Below are 17,980 nucleotides of genomic sequence, written 5' to 3' on the forward strand. Positions count from 1 at the left end.
CGCCGTGGGATTGCCTGCGGTCAACCGCGCCCATGAGGTCAACCGGGTCTTCGATGAAGGGCAAGCACGGATGGCAAATCTGGACGAGACGGTCTTGCATGCGATCAGCCGCTGGCATCGAGGCGGCGAACCGGCCGCCCTGGTGCGGGTCGTAGGCAGGTCGGGTTCGGCGCCGCGCGGGCTCGGCGCCGCCATGGCTGTTTCGCGGTCCGGGACGGTGGTCGGCAGCGTTTCGGGCGGCTGCGTCGAGGGTGACGTGTTCGTGCTGGCGCAGCAGGTGATCGACTCCGGAACTCCGGTCACCTCCTCGTACGGCACCGGCACCGATCCCCTGGCCCCCGGGCTGCCGTGCGGGGGCACGATCAAGGTATTCATCGAGCCGGTGGATTCGTCGTTGATCGAAGTGCTTCCCGCACTGCTGGATTCGGTGCGCAGCGGCGAGCCGGTGGCGCTGGTCTCAGTGATGGCGGATGCCGCCTCCGGTCGCCACCTGCTGGTAGCGCCGCACAGATCCGTCGGCTCGCTGGGCGATGCCCGCCTCGATCACGCGGCGTTGGACGACGTGCGGGGACTGCTGGCTCAGGGGACTACCCGGGTGCTGCACCTGGGTTGCGAGGGTCAGCGCCGACACGACGAGTTGGCCGTGTTCGTGCAGTCTTTCGCCACGCCGCCGCGGATGCTGATCTTCGGCGCGAACGACTTCGCCGCGGCGTTGACGCGGATCGGGAAATTCCTCGGTTATCGGGTCACCCTGTGTGACGCCCGGTCGACGTTCGCGACGGCCGAGGGATTTCCGGACGCTGACGAGGTGGTCGTGCGATGGCCGCACGAGTACCTGGCCGAGACGCCGGTCGCTGCCTCGACGGTGATCTGCGTGCTCACCCACGACCCGAAATTCGATGTGCCGGCGCTGGAGGTCGCGCTGCGCACCGAGGCCGGCTACATCGGTGTGATGGGCAGCCGGCGCACCCACGCGGATCGGCTGTCCCGATTGCGCGCCGCCGGGGTGACCGATGGGCAGTTGGCGCGCCTGGCCGCCCCGGTCGGGCTGGACCTGGGAGCGCGCACGCCAGAGGAGACAGCGGTGTCGATCGCCGCGGAGATCGTCGCCGGACGCTGGGGCGGAACCGGCGCGCGATTGAGCGTGCTCGAGGCACCGATCCACCATGGCTGATCTACCTGTCGATGCGACGGGTGTGGTCCTCGCCGCCGGTGCCGGGCGGCGCTTCGGCCAACCCAAAGCGCTTGTCCGACTGAGCGGTGAACGGCTCGTCGATCGCGCGGTGCGCCTGTTGCGAGAGGGCGGGTGCCGCCGGGTCGTGGTGGTGTCGGGAGCGGCACCGTTGCGGGTCGAGGGCGCCGACGTCGTGGACAACCCGCAGTGGCCTACCGGGATGGGATCTTCGCTGGTCACCGCGCTCGAGGCGATCGGCGAGCACGCGGCGATCGTGGTGCCGGTCGACATGCCCTGGCTCGGTGCCGAATCGGTGCGGCGGCTGCTGCGGTCCGGATCGACGCTTGCGGTGGCGACCTACGGCGGGCGCCGGGGTCATCCCGTGCTGATCGGCCCGGAGTTCTTCGCCGAGGTCCGCGCGACCGCGATCGGCGATGTCGGTGCGCGGACATTTCTGGCCGCACACGCTGATCTGGTGCGCGAGGTGCCCTGTGACGGCACCGGTTGTCCGTGCGATGTGGACACTCCGCAGGATTTGCGCACGCCAGGTTCGATCACCGATGTCCGGGTATCCGGCGCAGATGGATGCCACGGAAACGCGGACGGACATCACGCTCGAAGTGGATGGTGAGCGGCGATCCTTGCAGGTCGACAACCGCACCACCCTGCTCGACGCGCTGCGCGAACACCTCGGCGTCAGATCGCCGAAAAAGGGCTGTGATCACGGACAGTGCGGATCGTGCACCGTGCTGCTCGACGGCCGCCGCGCCACCACCTGTCTCACCTTCGCCGTCGCCCAGGACGGTGCCCGGATCATCACCGCGGCCGGACTGGCCGACGGCGACGAGCTGCATCCCATGCAACAGGCTTTCCTCGACCAGGACGGGTTCCAATGCGGCTATTGCACACCCGGACAGGTGTGTTCGGCCGTCGGGGCGCTCGCGGAGATCGAGGCGGGCCACCCCAGTCACGTCACCGAGGACCTCGTCGGCGAACCGGAACTGACCGATGACGAGATCCGGGAACGGATGAGCGGCAACCTGTGCCGCTGCGCGGCCTACCCCAATATCCTCGCCGCGATCCGGCAGGCGGCGACGCCATGATCCCGTTCGAGTACCGCCGCCCCACCAGCGCCCAGGACGCGGTCGCCATGGTGACCGCCCGCCCCGATGCGGCATACCTCGGTGGCGGGACGAACCTGGTCGATCACATGAAGCTCGGGATCGCGGCACCGCAGTTGCTGGTGGATGTCAGCCGCCTCCCGCTGGCCGACGTCGAGGAGATCGCCGACGGCGGTCTGCGGATCGGTGCGGGAGTGCGCAACAGCGACCTCGCCGCGCATCCTCTGGTCCGATCGCGATATCCCGCGCTGTCGCGAGCGCTGCTCGCGGGTGCGTCCGGCCAACTACGCAACCTGGCCACCACCGGCGGCAATCTGCTACAACGCACTCGGTGTCCGTACTTCCAGGACGTGACCACGCCGTGCAACAAGCGCGATCCCGGCACCGGTTGCTCCGCGATCGGCGGGTATCTGCGCTACCACGCGATCTTCGGTGCGTCGGAGGAATGCGTGGCCACACACCCGTCGGACATGGCGGTCGCCTTGGCCATGCTCGACGCTCGCGTGGTCGTGCACAACGTCGACGGTGCGAGGCGGATCCCGCTCGCCGATTTCTATCGGCTGCCCGGGGATCGGCCCGATCAGGACACCGTGCTGACCCACGGCCAGCTCATCACCGCCGTCGAGTTGCCCGCCCCGCCACCCGCCGCGCAGTCGACCTATCGGAAGGTGCGGGACCGCGCCTCTTTCGCCTTCGCGCTCGTCTCCGTCGCCGCCGAACTGGTTCTCGACTCCGGCGGCGCCGAGATCACTTCTGCCCGTATCGCTCTCGGCGGTGTAGCGCACAAACCGTGGCGTGCCACCGAGGCAGAAGCTGTACTACGCCGCGCACCGGCCACCACCGAGACCTTCATGCGGGCGGCGCGGGCCGAACTCGCCGCGGCAAAGCCGTTGGACGGCAACGCATTCAAGGTCGACCTGACCCAGCGCACGCTCGTTTCCGTTCTACGCTCCCTCACCGAAGAGGCCTCGCGATGACAACGATCCAACCCAGGGCGATCGGCGCGCCGCTCACCCGGCTGGACGGTCCGGCCAAGGTCACCGGCACCGCGCACTATGCCTTCGAGCATCCGGTTCAGCACCCGGCCTATCTGCACCCGGTGCAGGCCACCATCGCCCACGGACGCGTCGCCGGAATGGATACCGCCGCAGCGGAACAGCTCGACGGAGTGGTCGCCGTGCTGACGGTGTTCGACGCACCGAAGCTCGCCGACGCCTCCGACGGCGAATTGAGCATTCTGCAAGACGATCGCGTGCACTTCCGCGGTCAGCTCATCGGCGCGGTCGTCGCCAATAGTCTCGAAATCGCCAGGCAGGCAGCGGATCTGGTGCGAGTCGACTATCACGAAGAACCGCACGACGCCGAACTTCGCGCCGACCACCCCCGGTTGTATGCCCCTGAAGACATGCTCGAATCGAAGCCCACCGATACCGAGGAGGGCGATGTCGACGCCGCCCTCGCCAACGCCGCCGTGACGGTCGATCAGACCTACACCACCCCCATCGAGCACAACAACCCGATGGAACCGCACGCAACGATCGCCACCTGGGACGAGTCCGCGGGCCGCCCGCAGGTGACGCTCTACGATTCGACGCAGGGCGTGCACGTCGTCCGCAAGACGCTGGCACCGATGTTCGGCCTCGAACCCGAACAGTTGCGCGTCATCGCACCGCACGTCGGCGGCGGATTCGGCGCCAAGGGCGCCCCGAAGGCCCACAATGTGCTCGCCGTCCTGGCCGCCCAGCGCTGCGGCGGCCGGCCGGTGAAACTCGCACTCACCCGCCAGCAGATGTTCGCCCTGGTCGGCTACCGCACCCCGACGATTCAGCGGGTCCGGCTCGCTGCCGACCCGGCCGGAGCGTTGACGGCGCTGTCGCACGAAGTCATCGAACAGACCTCCGCGGTCAAGGAATTCGCCGAACAAACCGCGGTGGCATCCCGGATGATGTACGCCACGCCGAACCGGCGCACCTCGCATCGCCTTGCGGCACTGGATGTTCCGGTGCCGTTCTGGATGCGCGCACCCGGCTTGTGTCCGGGGATGTTCGCCACCGAGGTGGCGATGGACGAACTGGCCGAAGCCTGTGGCCTCGATCCGATCGAGCTCCGCATCCGCAACGAACCTCGGGTCGACCCGGAGACCGGCAACCCGTGGTCTGGACGTCGCCTCGTCGATTGTCTGCGCACCGGTGCCGAGCGATTCGGCTGGGCGGACCGTGACCCGTTGCCACGAAACAGAATTCACGGCCGGTGGCTGCTCGGCACCGGCGTCGCGGCCGCCACCTATCCGGCCTCCTCGAATCCCGGAAACACCGCTCGCGTCGAGTACCGGCCGGATGGCCGTTACGCGGTGCAGATCGGCGCGGCCGATATCGGCACGGGCACTTGGACCGCGCTCACCCAGATCGCCGCCGACGCTCTCGGCTGCGACACCGATACTGTCGAGGTGCAGATCGGCGACACCGATCTGCCCGCCGCGACGGTGGCCGGCGGATCCAGCGGTATCAGCTCGTGGGGCACGGCGATCGTCGCGGCCGCCCAGGCTTTCCGCGACAAACACGGCGAAAACCCTTCCTACGGAGCAGAAGTGAGCACGGAGGCGCCGGAGAACCCGGACGCCGAGAAGTTCGCCTTGCATTCGTTCGGCGCCCAGTTCGCCGAAGTCGCGGTCGATCGGGACACCGGTGAGATTCGCGTGCCGCGGATGCTCGGCGTGTTCTCCATCGGCCGCGCCATCAACGCCCGCACGCTGCGGTCGCAGTTGATCGGCGGAATGACGATGGGTCTGTCGATGGCGTTGCACGAGGAGAGCGTGCGCGACCCGCGATTCGGCCACGTCGTGACGCAGGACCTGGCCAGTTACCACATCAGCGCGCACGCCGACGTCCGCGACGTCGACGCGATCTGGCTCGACGAGGTCGACGAGCACGCCAACCCGATGGGCGCCAGAGGAGCCGGCGAGATCGGCATCGTCGGAGCCGCGGCCGCGGTGGCGAATGCCATTTACCGCGCGACCGGTGTACGAGTGCGGGATCTGCCGATCATGGTCGACGATCTGCTGCACTGACACCGCGAGCACAGGGGCATCTTGCTGTTGACAAGTTATATTCCATTGTGGAATATGGAGTCGCCGGTCGGCGGTTTGCCGGACCCTCCATCGAAAGAGCGGCCATGCCCACGATTCCCTGGATCACAGTCACCACGCCCACCACGCCCGAGGTCCAGTGCATGGCCTCACGCCTCGAGGTGAAGTCGGTGCGCGACGCACCCGGCTTCCTGATCTCGTCACTGAAATTGTGGCGGCAGGCCCGCCGCTCGCCGGGCGTGCTCGGCGTCGCCTTGAAAGCCGAGATCCTGAAGGGCACCTTCTGGACCTACTCGGCCTGGACCGATAAGTCCGCGATCTACGCCTACGCGGCCGCCGAGCCGCACAAGTCCACCGTCGAACGCAAACGAAAGGTCATGCGGGAAGCCACTTTCGTCTTCTTCGACGCACCCGCCGACGAGTTGCCCGTGTCGTGGGACGAGATCGGCCGCCGCATCGCCGAGGAGCGCGACTCGGCGCGATCCCGGCAAGGTTGATCTCGCCCTGTCAGGCGGCGAAGACGGTGCGGACTACGGACTCGTCGCCGTCGATCTCGATCAGTCCGAGGGCGCGGGCATCACCGAGAGTGAAGGCTCCGGCGGCGAGGCCGAGGATGTAGGCGGGGTCGGCGCGGACGGTGGCGTCGAGGTCGCGGCCGTCATGCGGGCCGACCGAGAAGCCGGAGCGCGTCGCGCGGAGCTGGAGGAGCGGGTCGCCGATCTCGAGACCGACTGTTGCCGCGGCGCGAACCTTGACCCGGGCGTCGAGCAGGGCGGGGACGGCAAGGGCGAGCCACTCGGGACGGAAGGAATCACCCTCGGGGCCGCGGACCATCAGCGGGGTGGACCAGCGGATCAGGCTTTCGATCGGCTCACGTAGTTCAGCGCCCCACGATGTGAGGGCGTACTCGACCACGCTGCCTTCCCCGGCTAGTCGCCGCTCGATCACGCCCGCGGCCTCCAGATCGCGGAGCCGGTCGGCGAGCAGGTTGGTCGCGATGCCGGGGAGGCCGTCGATCAGATCCCGGTAGCGGGCGGGGGCGATGAGGAGCTGGCGGACGATGAGCAGATTCCACCGGTCGCCGACGACTTCGAGGGACCGGGCGAGCCCGCAGTACTGGCCGTAGCTACGCATCATTTCCCTCTATCGCTTGAAATTCTCAAGTGCGGTTGACATACTCAAGCCTACCTTGATGCCGAGCCCTGAGGGGGCCACCATGGCCGAGACCACCGAGAGCGTGCGGCCGGAATGGGTGGACGACGCCCTGTTCCCGTTCGAGAGCCGCTTCGTCGAAATCGACGGGCACAGCGTGCATTACGTCGACGAGGGGTCCGGTCCCACTCTGCTACTCCTGCACGGCAATCCGACCTGGTCGTTCCTCTGGCGCGACGTGATCCGCACGCTGCGCGACGACTTCCGGTGCATCGCCCTGGATTACCCGGGCTTCGGGCTGTCGACGCCGAAGCCCGGCTACCGTTTCCTGCCCGAGGAGCACGCAGAGGTGGTCACCGGGTTCGTCGACGCGCTCGGCCTCGAGGGGGTCACCCTGGTCGGGCAGGACTGGGGCGGCATGATCGGCCTGGCGACAGCGCAGCGGCGGCCGGGCGTCTTCGAGGGGCTGGTGCTCGCCAACACCTTTGCTTGGCCGGTCAACGGGGTATTCCACTTCGAGTGGTTCGGTCGCATCATCGGCGGAGCTCCGTTCCGCTTCCTGGTCCGGCGGCGCAACGTCCTCGTCAACTGGTTCATGCCCGCAGGTCACCGCAGGCGGAAGTTGACCGAAGCCGAGATGACCCACTACCGCCGGGCGCTGGGCACACCCGAGCGACGCCAGGCCTCTGCCGTGTTCCCCGGTCGGGTCCTGGCCAGCCGGGCCTTCTTCGCCGAGGTCGAGGCAGGCCTTGCCGGACTTGCTCACCTGCCGACACTGATCGTGTGGGGTGACGCCGACATCGCCTTCCGGCCTCAGGAGCGCGAACGCCTAGAAGCGACCTTTCCCGACCACAAGACCGTCATCATCGAGGGCGCCGGTCTCTACACAGAGTCCGACGCGCCCGAGGAGTTCGTCGCCGCGTTCCGCGACTGGGCAGCTAAGCCGCTTCCGTAGCGCCTCGCATTTGTCCGGGACTCCCCCGGCTGTCCGCTATTTGATCGCGACGGGACTGATCGGGGTCCCCACGGCGCCAGGAATTCGCAAAGCCGGTGCGCACAGCAGGAATTCGTGGATACCGTCCGCGGCGCAGTCCTGGCCGAGCGCTTCGAGGTCCCAGATTTCGCCGAGCGGCATGCCCATGTCCCGCAGCGTGAGCATGTGCAGCGGCATCAGTACGCCGTCCTCGGGGACCAGCACCTCGACGGCCGGGTTGTCGACGGCGACGGCGGCGATCTCGTTCTCGTGCAACCACTCCGCGCACCGCCAGCTGAGGCCGGGACTGCCCGCGAACCATTCGGACTGCTTGCGGGTCTCGAGAAACCTTGTCCACCAACCCGTTCGCACCAGCACGATGTCGCCGCCGGCGAAGTCGACGCCCTGTGCGTCCGCGACTGCCTGCAACTCCTGCGGGGTGATGACGCTGCCCGCGTCGAGCCGGGCGACATTTCGATGCCGGGCGACATCGAGCAGCACTCCGCGTCCGACCACGCCGCCGCGCTCGGCGACCTGTTCGATCCCCAGCTTGGTCGCGCCGAAACTGGTGACGGCGGCGGCCGGGACGCCGTTGTAGAGCAGCCCGTCGTAGTAGACATGGGAGAGCGCGTCCCACTGGGTGGCCGCCTGCAGCGGCATCATGATGTAGTCGTCGTTGAACCGCATCGGGCCGTTCGCATACATGCCCGCGACCTGGGCTTCGCTGTGCCCGCCCCAGCCACCTAGAAGCTCCGCGAAGTTCGCGTCGCCGCCGTCCACGGCCATCAGGTGAATCGGGTTGCGCCGGAACCCACTCGACCCCTGCGGCCCGTAGGCGTCGAAGGGGACGCCGAGCGAAATGGCCCGCCCCTGCCGGGCGCACGCGGCCGCCGCGGCGAGCCGTGCGGGGGTGATCAGGTTCAGCGTACCGAGCTGGTCCGCGTCACCCCATCGGCCCCAATTACGCACCCGCTCAGCGACTTCGCGCCACGCTTCGGTCACCCGACACCTCCCACTGCGACATTTCGGACGATTGTTGTCCGCCGCCGCCGTGTCGGCAAACCCGCATCCCACTGGTCGCCGTGCGGCTCAACCCACCGCGCCGCCGGGCGGAATCGTCGGAATGCCACCCTTGATCGCGAGCCGGACCATGGTGCTGCCCTGCCATCCGCCGGTGGTCGCCTGGCCGCTGGAGTTCAGGAATGTGCAGTAGACGTCGCCGTACGCGGTGCTGCCCGCGGGCGCCGAGGCCTGGAGCGAGTCACTGATCCATCGCCCTTGGTGATTGGCCGAGCCGCCGACCGCGGAGTAGTTGAATTCCCGGTACGTGCCGGTGCCGTTGGCGCTGTTCTCGACGGCCATGTCGCAGGCCGCGGTGCTACCCGCGGGAACGTAGACCCGCCAACTGAGAGTTACCGCCCCTGCGAAGGGACTGCTGATGCTGGCTTCGACTCCGTTGGTCGCGTGCGCTGCGGGAGCCAGAGTTGCGGTAAGGGCGGCAAGCCCGGCTGTGACCAGAGTTGTCGCCGCGATCTTCTTGGCTATGGACGGCTTGGGCATGAGTGCTCCTGTGGTTGATGGGCTTATCCCCTGGTGGCAAGTCAACGGGGTAGGAGGATGCCGAGCCACGAACCCGAGGAGTGGACGGCTGTCCCGCAGGGGTGAATGTTTGCCACCTGGGTGTTGCCGCAAAGTTCGCGGGTGTGGTTCGCCGGTCGAGCGCATCGGCTGACGCACGGCGCGATGCTGTAGCATAAGTGATTGAACTTGTTCGACGAAAAGGGGAGCGACGATGAGCAACGTGACGCGAATCGCCATCGGGGCAATGTGTTTGGCGATTTTCACCGGCGGAGCCGCCGGGGCGCAGGCCGACGAATGGGAAGGTGACCACACTCCCATCACTGCCCAGCAGTGCGTCGACGGAGGCGGCGAGGTGAAAGGGGCGATCTGCGAACGCGGCTATTACACCGGCTGGATCGTCCTATAGGCGACCCGGCCAGGCCTAGTTATGCTCAGGCATATGGAGCAACGCAGAACTGCGGCGGGCGTCGCCGGACAGCCCGAATTCACCCTCGAGTACGAACCCGAGATCGTGACCCGGCTCGGAATGGACTGGCTCGCAGCGTGGTTGGAGGACTCCATCCGGGAGGGCAGCCGCTTCACCGAGGGGCAGACCGTCGGCATCGGCTGGCTGAATTGCTATGTCGTCGATCGCGGAGACGGCACGCTGGGGTCTGTGAGCCCGATTTCGAGAACGTCCCGCCGATTCTCGCGGCCGGGGCATCAAAAACAGTGAGCCAGTTGTGGTTACAGCGGGAAGTCGCCGAAAGTGTCGGGCTGGGGCCTGAGCTGGATTTCCCGCGCTATGTCCAGTACGCCATGATCTGCGACCGATTCACAGACTCCGAAACCGTGATGCTGCAACGGCATGAGTATGTAGAAGACGACGAATCCGGTTGGTTCGCAGGCTGTCTCGACGCGGAGCACGAACACGACCAGACTTCCGTGCACCTTTGCACCCTCTACGAGCTGGCGGTCATGACGCCGGGGATCGTTGGCTATCTGGCCCTGCCGCCGGGTTGCACGGTCACCCTGGGCGAGGGCGCTCCATCGATCTGGCGGGGTGACGCGGCCCTGGAAATCCGGTCGGGATCATTGCTTGCGTCGATGTTCGGCGATTAGTTTCGGCCGCGGAAGCGGTCTTCTCTCGAGGAAACAATCGCAGAGGAGTCGCCATGCCGCTACACGTTCAACGATCGCCCGAGCACCTCGTCACCGTCGGTGAAGTCGACCTGTGTGTGAGTACCTTCGGGGACCGGCAGCTACCGCCGGTGTTGCTGCCGAGCACGTCGAGACTGTTCTGGGCGGACCAGTTCTGCGAGCGGCTCGCCGGCGCCGGCCGGTTCGTCCTGCGCTATGACATCCGCGACACCGGCCGGTCGACCGCCTACCCGGCCGGCTCCCCCGGCTACAGCCTCCGCGACCTGGTTTCGGACCTCATCGGACTGCTGGATGTCTTCGAACTTCCGCGAGCCCACCTGGTCGGCTTCTCCGTGGCCGGATGGATCTGTCAGCTCGCCGCCCTCGACCACCGCGATCGCGTCTCGGCCCTGACCCTGATCAACACCCGCCCAACGGCTCCCGGCCCGGCGGACCCGGATCTGCCCGAGCACTCGGACCGGATCATGGAGTTCTTCACCAAGACACCAGCTCCGGACTGGTCCGACCGTGCGGCGGTAATCGACTACGGCGTCGAACAGGCCCGGGTCCGCGCGGGCACCCACGGATTCGACGAACAGCAGGCACGCCAGCAAGCGACCCGGATGGCCGACCGCACCACCAACATGGCCTCCAGCGTGCGCAACCTGGCGTTTGTCGACGCGGGCGAGCGCTGGCGAGAGCGTCTCGGCGACCTCACCGTCCCGACCCTCGTCGTCCACGGCACCGATGACCCGTTCTTTCCCTACGCCAACGGCACAGCCCTAGCTCGCGAGATCCCCGCCGCCACCCTGCTCCCCCTGCACGGCATCGGCCACGAACTCCCGCCCACCACCTGGGAGCAACTGCTCACCGCCATGCTCAGCGGTGCCGGTTCTTCGGAAAATTTTGGACGACGCTAGGGAACTCAACTCGGCCCCCAGCTATAGATCCAGGAACTTCCCCGCGTCGCGGCGATCACTCTAACGGTGCCCTCTACGGCCCGCCACCCAATTAACCGGCCGAAGCTCTGCGCTGCATCGGGTCTCGGTTGTAGGTCACAGTGGTTTCCGCCACGGCGGGATGGACAGGTAGGTCGCGGCGCGTAACGCCCACTCCACGGGACCGTATTGGTAGCGCCGCAGCCACCAGCTGCTCAGCGCCAGTTGCGCAGCGAAGGTCAGGAGTGCGAGGGCCGCCATCGTTGTCGGCGGAGCCTGGTCGGCCAGGCCGAGACCGTAGCCGGAGTAGAGGGCCATGAGCACCACCGACTGCGCGATATAGTTCGTCGCCGCCATTCGTCCTGCGGGAGCGAGCCATTCGAGGTAGCGGCGCAGGTGCGGGGCATAGGCAGCCAGCTGCATGATGGCGGCGATGTAGGCGAACGTCATCAGCGGGTTGATCAGCGCCTGGAGTTCCGGCCAGCTCTCGGACGCATCGATCCATCGCATAGTGTCGGCGAAGGTGACCGCCGAAATCGGCAGGCCGACAACCAGACCGATCCGCAATGTTCGAGGCGCCCACTGGTACAGCGTGTCGGGGTGGTGCAGCACTCCCCGCTTTCCCGCGGCCATGCCGATCAGGAGCAACCCGAGGCTGGGCAGGCCTTGCACGAGCCAGTTCAACAGCACGAACTTCGGTCCGACCGTCGCCTGGGCATGCAGGGTGTCGGTGAAGCTGCGGGTGAAATCCACGTGCAGATCCGGGAAATCGAGAAAGACCCAGGTTTCGTAGAAGGCTGTATCCAAGCCGGGCAGCAGGATCGATGCCACATAGAGCAGAATGCCGGTGATTCGCGCAGTGCGCGGGCGCAGGTTCCGGCAGGCGATCAGGATCAGGCCCAGGACCGCGTACAAGGTGAGAATGTCACCGAGCCATAGCAGCGACACGTGCGCGAACCCGATCACCAGCAAGGCCGCGCACCGTCGCAGCAACCGCGCGCGCTCCGAAACCCCCGCCTGTTGCGCCGCCTCGATCTGCAGGGCAAACGAATACCCGAACAAGAACGCGAACAACAGGTAGAACCGTCCGGAGAACAGGGCGTCCAGCACGGCAAGGACCCACTGACCGCCGTCGTGCTCCACGAAATCACGGGCGTTACCGAAGTCCCACAGCTGAGTCGCGACGAAAACGTTGACGAGCAGGATGCCGAATAGCGCGAATCCGCGCAGAATATCGACCTCGGCGATGCGCGCCGCCGGGGCTGCGGCGATCGGCGGCACGGACTCGGATGAAACGGACATCCGGAGACCGTATGGCAAAGGTATGGCATACGGCGAGCGCGATCCCGCGATGGCAGTCAGAAATCTAGCGGCGCTAGACACGCTAGCTGAGGAATGCTATCGTTGCTCCAGTTTCTAGCGTTGCTAGATTTCCTGGAGGGAAGCCGAAATGCTCATCGTCACTGGCCAGATCATCGCCGCCGTTGCCATTCTCGCCAATGCCGTCGTCTATGGGACCGATGTCTGCGGGGCTGTGATTACCCGGTCCGTATATCGCAAGCTCGATGATGCGACCGTGACCATGAGTGCGGGATGGGGTCACTATTACGGCGACAAGCGCATGCCCGTTGTCGGTGCGGGCGGTGTCGTGACCGCGGTGCTCACGCTGCTGATCGCATTGTGGGCCGGGCAGATCGGCGCTGCTGTCGCGGCGGGGATCACGGTCGCGGCACTGCTGACCTGGCTCGCCTTCTACGTCCGCATCGCCAAGCCGATCAATTCCCAGCAGACCGCCGCCGCGCAGAGCGGCATCATTCCGGCCAATGCCCGTGCGCTGCAGGACAAGTGGGACAGCATCCTGAAGTACCGGGTCACCCTGCAGTTCATTGCCATCGCCGGACTGTGCGCCGCACTGATCCTGTTCTGACCTCAAAGCATCGAATTCACCAGGAGCAATTGACATGACCTTCACCAGCAATGAGCAGCAGTTCCTCGCGGAGGCCGGGATCGGCCGGCTGGCCACGGTGTCACCCGACGGCGTTGTGCAGAACAACCCGACCAACTATCGAGTGAACGCCGACGGCACGATCGACATCGGGGGCATGCGGATGCGTGCCAGCCGGAAGTACCGCAATGTCGAGGCGGGCAGCCGGGTGTCGTTCGTCATCGACCAGCAGGTTTCCTTGGAGCCCTACGTGATTCGCGGCATCGAGGTACGCGGCACCGCCGAGGCGCTCAACGACGGAGAGCCACCGTTCCCACACCAGGAACCCGCGATCATCCGAATTCACCCCGACCGGGTCATCTCCTGGGGCATCGACGGCGGATCCTTCGACTTCACCAGTCGCGGCGCCGAGTTCTAGTGCGAGGCCGAACAATTCGTGCCTAGTCGCCGGCGTGCAGGATTTCGCGGGCCTGCTCCGCGGTGCGGGCAATGTTGTCGGAGACCTGCTGACCCCGGTCGGGTTTTCACCCTGGACTCCCCTCGCCTCATCAACGACTTCTGGACCACGGTCTATCAGGCACTCGACTGACCCGGGGTCTGCGTCGGCGCCGCTTTCCGGGCCTGACCTCGCCGGACGGTGTTCGCCCGGATCTCTTCGGTGGCGGCGCGGAAAGCGGGTGCGGCGCGGGCGAAGTAGTCGAAGAGGAGCGCGCGCTGCTCGGGGGTGTAGTGGGCGAGGACTTCGGCGAGGTGGCGGCGGGCGGGGCCGACGACGTCCTCGATGGGCCCCAGGGCGTCGGGGACCGCTTCGACGATGACCCGCCTGCGGTCCTTCGGGTCGGCTGCCCGGCGGGCGAAGCCGGACCTTTCGAGGCGGTCGATCAGGCGGGTGGTTGCGCCGGTGGTGAGCCCGGTGCGGGCGGCGAGCTCGCCCGAGGAGAGCGCGCCGTGGAAGGCGATGAGGCTCAGCGCGTACCACTCCGAGGTATGCAGGCCCGCGGCTTCCGCGCTGGCCAGGCCCTGTAGACCCACCGCGTCCAGGTACTGACGAAAGATCACGTGCTCGCTCTCCCCGCCGTCTGCGTTTGCCATCGCTGGAATCACCTCGTAGTATTTATCTGCATGGAAGCAGATATTGCGTGTGTGCAGTATCTGTCCAATTCTAACGAGTAAGGAAGTGAACCGCCATGCAGGGTCAACAGGAAATCGCCGAGGTGCGGGCAGTGCTGAACGGACTGATCGCCGCCTGGGACCGCAACGACGCGGAGGCATACGGCGCACTGTTCACCGAGGACGCCAGCTATGTCAGCTTCGTCGGCACCGTTTATCAGGGGCGCCGCGACATCGTGCAGAGCCATCGCGCGCTGTTCGCGAAGTTCTTGGAGGGCTCCAAGCTCGCCGACGAGGTCCTCGACATCCGCTTCTACGGAACGGATGTGGCCGTCGTCAACGGCCGGGGCGACACCTACAAAGGTAAGCGGCCGCAGAAGCTCAGCAAGGTCCAGACGTACCTGCTGGTCCGGGACGCCGGCGGCCGGTGGCTCGTCGCCGCCTTCCAGAACACCCAGCGCAAGCCGGTGATGGAGAAGATCTCGTTCATGTTCGCTCCGGACACCGTCCCCCAGGCGCAGCAGTGAGCTCGCACCGACGGGCGCTGGTCACCGGTGCCAGTACCGGTATCGGACACGCCTTCGCCCGCCGACTGGCCCAGGCCGGCTATCGCGTCACGGCTGTCGCCCGCAGCGAGCACCGCTTGCGGGACCTGGTCGGCGAACTCGGGCCCGACCACCACTTTCTGATAGCCGATCTCACGACCGAACAGGGCCTGCGGCGGGTCGTGGACCACCTGGCCGATCAGCCGGTCGACCTGCTGGTCAACAATGCGGGCACCGCTTACCACGGCCCCTTCACCCGCACCCTGCCCGGCGACGCCGCCACCACCATTCGACTCAACTGCGAGGCCATGACCGTCCTCGCGCACGCCTTCCTCACCCACGCGGAGCCAGGCGGCGCGCTCATCAACGTCTCCTCCACTCTCGCCTTCGCCCCGACTCCGGACCTCGCGGTCTACAGCGCCAGCAAGGCGTTCGCCGCCGCACTGTCCGTGGCGCTGTGGCATGAGCACAAGGACCGCGGCATCTACGTGATGGGCTTATGCCCCGGCCCGACCGCCACCGAATCGGCTGCTGAATCCCACACCGGCGTCCCCAAGGCCCTCATCCAGACCCCGGAAGAACTGGTAGCCCACGCGATGAAAGCCCTCACCCGGCGCAAACGCCCCATCGTCGTGCCGGGTTCGGCCAACACTCTGTTCGCTCTGGTCGCGCGCGTCTTGCCGCACAGCGCCTTTGCCGGACCGAACAGCAAAGGCCCCGCGTTGACGCCATCAGCAAACCGGTGAAGTGCAGCCGCCGGCTAGCCGATTTCGACGACCCGCGCCCATTCCGGCGGTCTGTCCGGGACGTACTCGGAATCGCTTTCGCTCCACGAAGGCGCGCGGCGGAACAAGCCCACGACAGTCCGGCAGGACGGCTTGGCCACGGGCCAGGGTGTCTGGCCGTCGGTCAAGACCACGATGACGTCCGGGCGGGGGTGGGCGCGAAGGGCTTTGGCGAAGCCGGTGCGTAGGTCGGTTCCGCCGCCGCCCATCAGCGGTATGCCCTCGGCCGCGCACAGCGGGTGCGCGATACGGGCGGCCGCGTCGCAGGACATCACGGTGACCAGGTCGCGGCGGCCGCCCACGGCGCGGCTGATGGCGGTCGCTTCGAGCAGGGCGCTGCCGAGTTCGGTGTCGCTGACCGAACCGGAGGTATCGATGATCACGGTGACGCGGGGTGGTGTGCGCCGCAGGCTGGGCAGGAGTACGCCGGGCACACCGGCCGAGCGGCGCGCGGGCCGGCTGTAGGTGTAGTCCTCGCCGACTCCGGGCGTGGAGACGGCCGCGCGCAGTGCCGCGCCGAGTAGATCGCGCCACGGTTGTGGTGGATGGAATGCTTCCTGGGCCCAGCGCCGCCAGCCTTGCGGCACGTCGCCGGGGCGGCCGATGATGGCCTGCGCCACTCGGAAGCGCACACCGTCGCGTTCCTGTTCGCTGAGTCCATCCGCACCGGACGGACCCAGCTCCCATTCGCGTTCCAGTCCGTCGGCCCCGCTGCCGCAGTCGAGCCATGCCATGCCGGCCGTGTACGTCCCGAACCGGAACTCACGCAGGTATTCCTCCATGAGTTTGCCTGGGGGCAAGTCGATGTCGGCGGGCAGGATCGCGCCCTCCGGCCGCACCAGTCCGTCGCCGAAGATATCGTCGTTGATCTCGAAATCCGCGGCGATGTTCATTCGCAGCCGTTCGCCCGGCCCGCTCAGGTCGTGCTCGCGGGCGAAGCGTTCACCGCGGCCGTGATGGTCGCGCAGCAGGTGGGAGACCTCGTGCACCAGGACCCCGGCCAATTCCTCGACGGGCATGCTGTCCACGAAGGCGGGCGAGACGTAGCAGCGCCAGTATCGGTCGACGCTCATCGTCGGGACGCGCCGCGACGCGACGATGTGCAGGGCGAACAGGGCGGTCGCCAGGTAGGGCCGGACTCGCACGGCGTAGAGCCGGGCGGCGAAGAGCTTGTCCAGGTCCAGGTTTCGATCCGCGGTGGGGGCGCTCATCCGCGCTCCCGCACGAGCTCGGCGGCACGATCCGCGCGCTGCGACAACGAGACCACGCCCGCGAGCTGCTCGATCGAGGCGGGCACCTCCCAATTCTCTTGGCGCAGTGTGGCGAGCGTGGTGGCGGGGACGACCACCAGATCCGGCGGCCCGGTTTCGATCGCCAGGACCAGCAGTGCCCACGCCGCATCCCAGCGGGCGCGGGCCGGGCGCTTACGCACCGCCGCGACCACGCCGTCGAGGACAGCCTGGCGCAGATCACCGCGCTCGGGGAGTTCGGCGGCGGTCGGGTCGGCCAGCAGCAGCTCGGGGTCCGGCAGGTCCATCCGGTCCAGGCTGGTGAGCAGTTCGAAACCCGGCCCGTCCCCCACCGCGCCCCGAACCAGCTGCGACAGCACATCTTTGGATGATCCGGCCGCGGTGGCGAACGCGATCAGCCGCAGCGCCATCTCCCAACTGCGCGGCGAAGCCCAGGCGCCGCCGCGGCGCGCGTCACTGCTCGGCATCTGATGCACCAGTTTCGGGCGCGCCGCGAGCAGGACGCACACGGCGCGGCGCGCGAAAGCCACTGCGTCGGTGAGCTTTACCGGGTCGAGCCGCGGCAGCGTCGCGCGCGGCCAGGTGCCGCCGAGACCACGCACAACCACCTCGTGATCGTGCACCCACTGCAGGTGCACGAACCGGTTGGCCAGCGGCGGGCTCAGCTCCCAGCCGTCAGCCGCCGAGGAGCGCGGGTTGGCCGCCGCCACGATCCGGACGCCCGGCGGCAGCTTCAGCGAACCGATCCGCCGCTCCAGCACGAGCCGCAGCAGGGCGGCCTGGACGGCGGGCGGCGCGGTGGACAGCTCGTCGAGGAACAGCAGCCCGCGGCCCGCCCGGACCAATCGCACCGCCCAGTCCGGTGGCGCCATCGGCACACCGTGCTGCGCCGGGTCGTCGCCGACGATGGGCAGGCCCGAAAAGTCCGAGGGCTCATGGACGCTCGCGATCACCGTGGTGAGCGGAAGTTCCAGGGTTTCGGCCAGTTGCGTCAGGGCCGCGGTCTTACCGATCCCCGGCTCACCCCACAGCAGCACCGGCAGGTCGGCGGCCACGGCCAGGGTGAGGGCCTCGAGTTGGTTGTTGGGCCGGGGCTCGGTGGTGGCCGCACCGAGCAGCGTCAGCAGATCGGCGGCGATATCGAGTTGGGAAGCGTGGGTGGGGGCGGCGGAGTTCAGGAGTGCAGCAGACATATGAATCAC

At 67.5% G+C, this 17,980-nt stretch carries 22 protein-coding genes; 15 read left to right on the forward strand and 7 right to left on the reverse strand.

The genetic code is table 11. The annotated features are described in order from the left end of the window. Positions 1-79 precede the first annotated feature (79 nt). From IBX22_RS34200 to IBX22_RS34225, 6 genes are all read left to right on the forward strand, one after another. The gene (locus IBX22_RS34200) at positions 80-1,174 is read left to right on the forward strand and encodes an XdhC family protein (RefSeq protein ID WP_375540312.1); all 1,095 of its coding nucleotides are present in this window, start codon (positions 80-82) and stop codon (positions 1,172-1,174) included. Further along, entirely contained in the window at positions 1,167-1,805 is a 639-nt protein-coding gene (locus IBX22_RS34205; RefSeq protein WP_194819956.1) for an NTP transferase domain-containing protein, read from the forward strand. Before IBX22_RS34200 ends, IBX22_RS34205 begins: the two co-directional genes overlap by 8 nt. Continuing rightward, the gene (locus IBX22_RS34210; protein ID WP_194819957.1) at positions 1,756-2,277 is read left to right on the forward strand and encodes a 2Fe-2S iron-sulfur cluster-binding protein; all 522 of its coding nucleotides are present in this window, start codon (positions 1,756-1,758) and stop codon (positions 2,275-2,277) included. Before IBX22_RS34205 ends, IBX22_RS34210 begins: the two co-directional genes overlap by 50 nt. After that, entirely contained in the window at positions 2,274-3,272 is a 999-nt protein-coding gene (locus tag IBX22_RS34215) for a xanthine dehydrogenase family protein subunit M (protein WP_194819958.1), read from the forward strand. The genes IBX22_RS34210 and IBX22_RS34215 overlap by 4 nt, the downstream gene beginning before the upstream one ends. After that, entirely contained in the window at positions 3,269-5,362 is a 2,094-nt protein-coding gene (locus IBX22_RS34220) for a xanthine dehydrogenase family protein molybdopterin-binding subunit (RefSeq protein ID WP_194819959.1), read from the forward strand. The genes IBX22_RS34215 and IBX22_RS34220 overlap by 4 nt, the downstream gene beginning before the upstream one ends. 104 nt (positions 5,363-5,466) lie before the next feature. After that, positions 5,467-5,877 (forward strand): DUF3291 domain-containing protein, encoded by a 411-nt coding sequence (locus IBX22_RS34225; protein ID WP_194819960.1) that lies wholly within the window; start codon positions 5,467-5,469, stop codon positions 5,875-5,877. A 10-nt stretch (positions 5,878-5,887) separates the two neighbouring features. Here the strand turns inward: IBX22_RS34225 and IBX22_RS34230 are convergent, their stop codons facing one another. Continuing rightward, a complete protein-coding gene (locus IBX22_RS34230) occupies positions 5,888-6,514 on the reverse strand; it encodes a helix-turn-helix domain-containing protein (protein ID WP_194820094.1) in 627 nt (208 codons plus the stop codon). Positions 6,515-6,572: 58 nt separating this feature from the next. Here IBX22_RS34230 and IBX22_RS34235 point away from each other — a divergent pair, with 58 nt between their 5' ends. Next, positions 6,573-7,487 carry an alpha/beta fold hydrolase gene (locus IBX22_RS34235; RefSeq protein ID WP_309234908.1) on the forward strand — a complete coding sequence of 305 codons (915 nt, stop codon included), beginning with the start codon at positions 6,573-6,575 and terminating at the stop codon, positions 7,485-7,487. Positions 7,488-7,523: 36 nt separating this feature from the next. On the opposite strand, the gene IBX22_RS34240 is transcribed toward IBX22_RS34235, so the two are convergent. Together IBX22_RS34240 and IBX22_RS34245 are read right to left on the reverse strand one after the other, a co-directional pair. Further along, complete coding sequence (locus IBX22_RS34240; protein ID WP_194819961.1) at positions 7,524-8,507, reverse strand: cyclase family protein; 984 nt, start codon at positions 8,505-8,507, stop codon at positions 7,524-7,526. Positions 8,508-8,594: 87 nt separating this feature from the next. Continuing rightward, positions 8,595-9,065, reverse strand: coding sequence for a hypothetical protein (locus tag IBX22_RS34245; RefSeq protein ID WP_194819962.1), 471 nt, complete (start codon positions 9,063-9,065; stop codon positions 8,595-8,597). Between the two features lie 232 nt (positions 9,066-9,297). On the opposite strand from IBX22_RS34245, the gene IBX22_RS34250 reads away from it, so the two are divergent. The 4 genes from IBX22_RS34250 to IBX22_RS34265 are packed head-to-tail and all read left to right on the forward strand — an operon-like array spanning position 9,298 to position 11,125. Then, positions 9,298-9,492: a hypothetical protein gene (locus tag IBX22_RS34250; protein WP_194819963.1), complete on the forward strand. Its 195-nt coding sequence runs from the start codon at positions 9,298-9,300 to the stop codon at positions 9,490-9,492. A gap of 33 nt (positions 9,493-9,525) precedes the next feature. Continuing rightward, complete coding sequence (locus tag IBX22_RS34255) at positions 9,526-9,801, forward strand: hypothetical protein (RefSeq protein WP_194819964.1); 276 nt, start codon at positions 9,526-9,528, stop codon at positions 9,799-9,801. Further along, entirely contained in the window at positions 9,798-10,187 is a 390-nt protein-coding gene (locus IBX22_RS34260) for a hypothetical protein (protein ID WP_228540063.1), read from the forward strand. Before IBX22_RS34255 ends, IBX22_RS34260 begins: the two co-directional genes overlap by 4 nt. 53 nt (positions 10,188-10,240) lie before the next feature. Next, positions 10,241-11,125: an alpha/beta fold hydrolase gene (locus IBX22_RS34265; protein ID WP_194819966.1), complete on the forward strand. Its 885-nt coding sequence runs from the start codon at positions 10,241-10,243 to the stop codon at positions 11,123-11,125. Between the two features lie 135 nt (positions 11,126-11,260). Here the strand turns inward: IBX22_RS34265 and IBX22_RS34270 are convergent, their stop codons facing one another. Continuing rightward, positions 11,261-12,445: a DUF418 domain-containing protein gene (locus tag IBX22_RS34270; RefSeq protein WP_194819967.1), complete on the reverse strand. Its 1,185-nt coding sequence runs from the start codon at positions 12,443-12,445 to the stop codon at positions 11,261-11,263. 148 nt (positions 12,446-12,593) lie between these two features. Between IBX22_RS34270 and IBX22_RS34275 the strand changes: the two genes are divergently transcribed. Further along, entirely contained in the window at positions 12,594-13,070 is a 477-nt protein-coding gene (locus tag IBX22_RS34275) for a DUF1772 domain-containing protein (protein ID WP_194819968.1), read from the forward strand. Between the two features lie 34 nt (positions 13,071-13,104). Then, positions 13,105-13,506 carry a PPOX class F420-dependent oxidoreductase gene (locus IBX22_RS34280; RefSeq protein WP_194819969.1) on the forward strand — a complete coding sequence of 134 codons (402 nt, stop codon included), beginning with the start codon at positions 13,105-13,107 and terminating at the stop codon, positions 13,504-13,506. Between the two features lie 155 nt (positions 13,507-13,661). Here IBX22_RS34280 and IBX22_RS34285 read toward each other — a convergent pair whose 3' ends face one another. Continuing rightward, positions 13,662-14,180, reverse strand: coding sequence for a MarR family winged helix-turn-helix transcriptional regulator (locus tag IBX22_RS34285; protein WP_194819970.1), 519 nt, complete (start codon positions 14,178-14,180; stop codon positions 13,662-13,664). Between the two features lie 95 nt (positions 14,181-14,275). On the opposite strand from IBX22_RS34285, the gene IBX22_RS34290 reads away from it, so the two are divergent. Further along, entirely contained in the window at positions 14,276-14,725 is a 450-nt protein-coding gene (locus IBX22_RS34290) for an SgcJ/EcaC family oxidoreductase (RefSeq protein ID WP_194819971.1), read from the forward strand. Then, a complete protein-coding gene (locus tag IBX22_RS34295; RefSeq protein WP_194819972.1) occupies positions 14,722-15,489 on the forward strand; it encodes an SDR family oxidoreductase in 768 nt (255 codons plus the stop codon). The genes IBX22_RS34290 and IBX22_RS34295 overlap by 4 nt, the downstream gene beginning before the upstream one ends. A 14-nt stretch (positions 15,490-15,503) precedes the next feature. Here IBX22_RS34295 and IBX22_RS34300 read toward each other — a convergent pair whose 3' ends face one another. Next, positions 15,504-16,739 carry a VWA-like domain-containing protein gene (locus tag IBX22_RS34300; protein ID WP_194819973.1) on the reverse strand — a complete coding sequence of 412 codons (1,236 nt, stop codon included), beginning with the start codon at positions 16,737-16,739 and terminating at the stop codon, positions 15,504-15,506. Beyond that, positions 16,736-17,971 carry a MoxR family ATPase gene (locus IBX22_RS34305; protein WP_194819974.1) on the reverse strand — a complete coding sequence of 412 codons (1,236 nt, stop codon included), beginning with the start codon at positions 17,969-17,971 and terminating at the stop codon, positions 16,736-16,738. The genes IBX22_RS34300 and IBX22_RS34305 overlap by 4 nt, the downstream gene beginning before the upstream one ends. Positions 17,972-17,980 lie beyond the last annotated feature (9 nt).

Origin of the sequence: Nocardia sp. XZ_19_385, assembly GCF_015355755.1 — a bacterium.
Taxonomy (GTDB): domain Bacteria; phylum Actinomycetota; class Actinomycetes; order Mycobacteriales; family Mycobacteriaceae; genus Nocardia.

What these genes read in the sequence shown, in the direction of transcription:
- IBX22_RS34225 (WP_194819960.1), top strand. Translation starts at nt 5,467, where the DNA reads ATGCCCACGATTCCCTGGATCACAGTCACCACGCCCACCACGCCCGAG.
- IBX22_RS34215 (WP_194819958.1), top strand. Translation starts at nt 2,274, where the DNA reads ATGATCCCGTTCGAGTACCGCCGCCCCACCAGCGCCCAGGACGCGGTC.
- IBX22_RS34245 (WP_194819962.1), bottom strand. Translation starts at nt 9,065, where the DNA reads ATGCCCAAGCCGTCCATAGCCAAGAAGATCGCGGCGACAACTCTGGTC.
- IBX22_RS34290 (WP_194819971.1), top strand. Translation starts at nt 14,276, where the DNA reads ATGCAGGGTCAACAGGAAATCGCCGAGGTGCGGGCAGTGCTGAACGGA.
- IBX22_RS34230 (WP_194820094.1), bottom strand. Translation starts at nt 6,514, where the DNA reads ATGCGTAGCTACGGCCAGTACTGCGGGCTCGCCCGGTCCCTCGAAGTC.
- IBX22_RS34280 (WP_194819969.1), top strand. Translation starts at nt 13,105, where the DNA reads ATGACCTTCACCAGCAATGAGCAGCAGTTCCTCGCGGAGGCCGGGATC.
- IBX22_RS34265 (WP_194819966.1), top strand. Translation starts at nt 10,241, where the DNA reads ATGCCGCTACACGTTCAACGATCGCCCGAGCACCTCGTCACCGTCGGT.
- IBX22_RS34235 (WP_309234908.1), top strand. Translation starts at nt 6,573, where the DNA reads ATGCCGAGCCCTGAGGGGGCCACCATGGCCGAGACCACCGAGAGCGTG.
- IBX22_RS34305 (WP_194819974.1), bottom strand. Translation starts at nt 17,971, where the DNA reads ATGTCTGCTGCACTCCTGAACTCCGCCGCCCCCACCCACGCTTCCCAA.
- IBX22_RS34205 (WP_194819956.1), top strand. Translation starts at nt 1,167, where the DNA reads ATGGCTGATCTACCTGTCGATGCGACGGGTGTGGTCCTCGCCGCCGGT.
- IBX22_RS34220 (WP_194819959.1), top strand. Translation starts at nt 3,269, where the DNA reads ATGACAACGATCCAACCCAGGGCGATCGGCGCGCCGCTCACCCGGCTG.
- IBX22_RS34270 (WP_194819967.1), bottom strand. Translation starts at nt 12,445, where the DNA reads ATGTCCGTTTCATCCGAGTCCGTGCCGCCGATCGCCGCAGCCCCGGCG.
- IBX22_RS34285 (WP_194819970.1), bottom strand. Translation starts at nt 14,180, where the DNA reads ATGGCAAACGCAGACGGCGGGGAGAGCGAGCACGTGATCTTTCGTCAG.
- IBX22_RS34275 (WP_194819968.1), top strand. Translation starts at nt 12,594, where the DNA reads ATGCTCATCGTCACTGGCCAGATCATCGCCGCCGTTGCCATTCTCGCC.
- IBX22_RS34210 (WP_194819957.1), top strand. Translation starts at nt 1,756, where the DNA reads ATGGATGCCACGGAAACGCGGACGGACATCACGCTCGAAGTGGATGGT.
- IBX22_RS34255 (WP_194819964.1), top strand. Translation starts at nt 9,526, where the DNA reads ATGGAGCAACGCAGAACTGCGGCGGGCGTCGCCGGACAGCCCGAATTC.
- IBX22_RS34250 (WP_194819963.1), top strand. Translation starts at nt 9,298, where the DNA reads ATGAGCAACGTGACGCGAATCGCCATCGGGGCAATGTGTTTGGCGATT.
- IBX22_RS34300 (WP_194819973.1), bottom strand. Translation starts at nt 16,739, where the DNA reads ATGAGCGCCCCCACCGCGGATCGAAACCTGGACCTGGACAAGCTCTTC.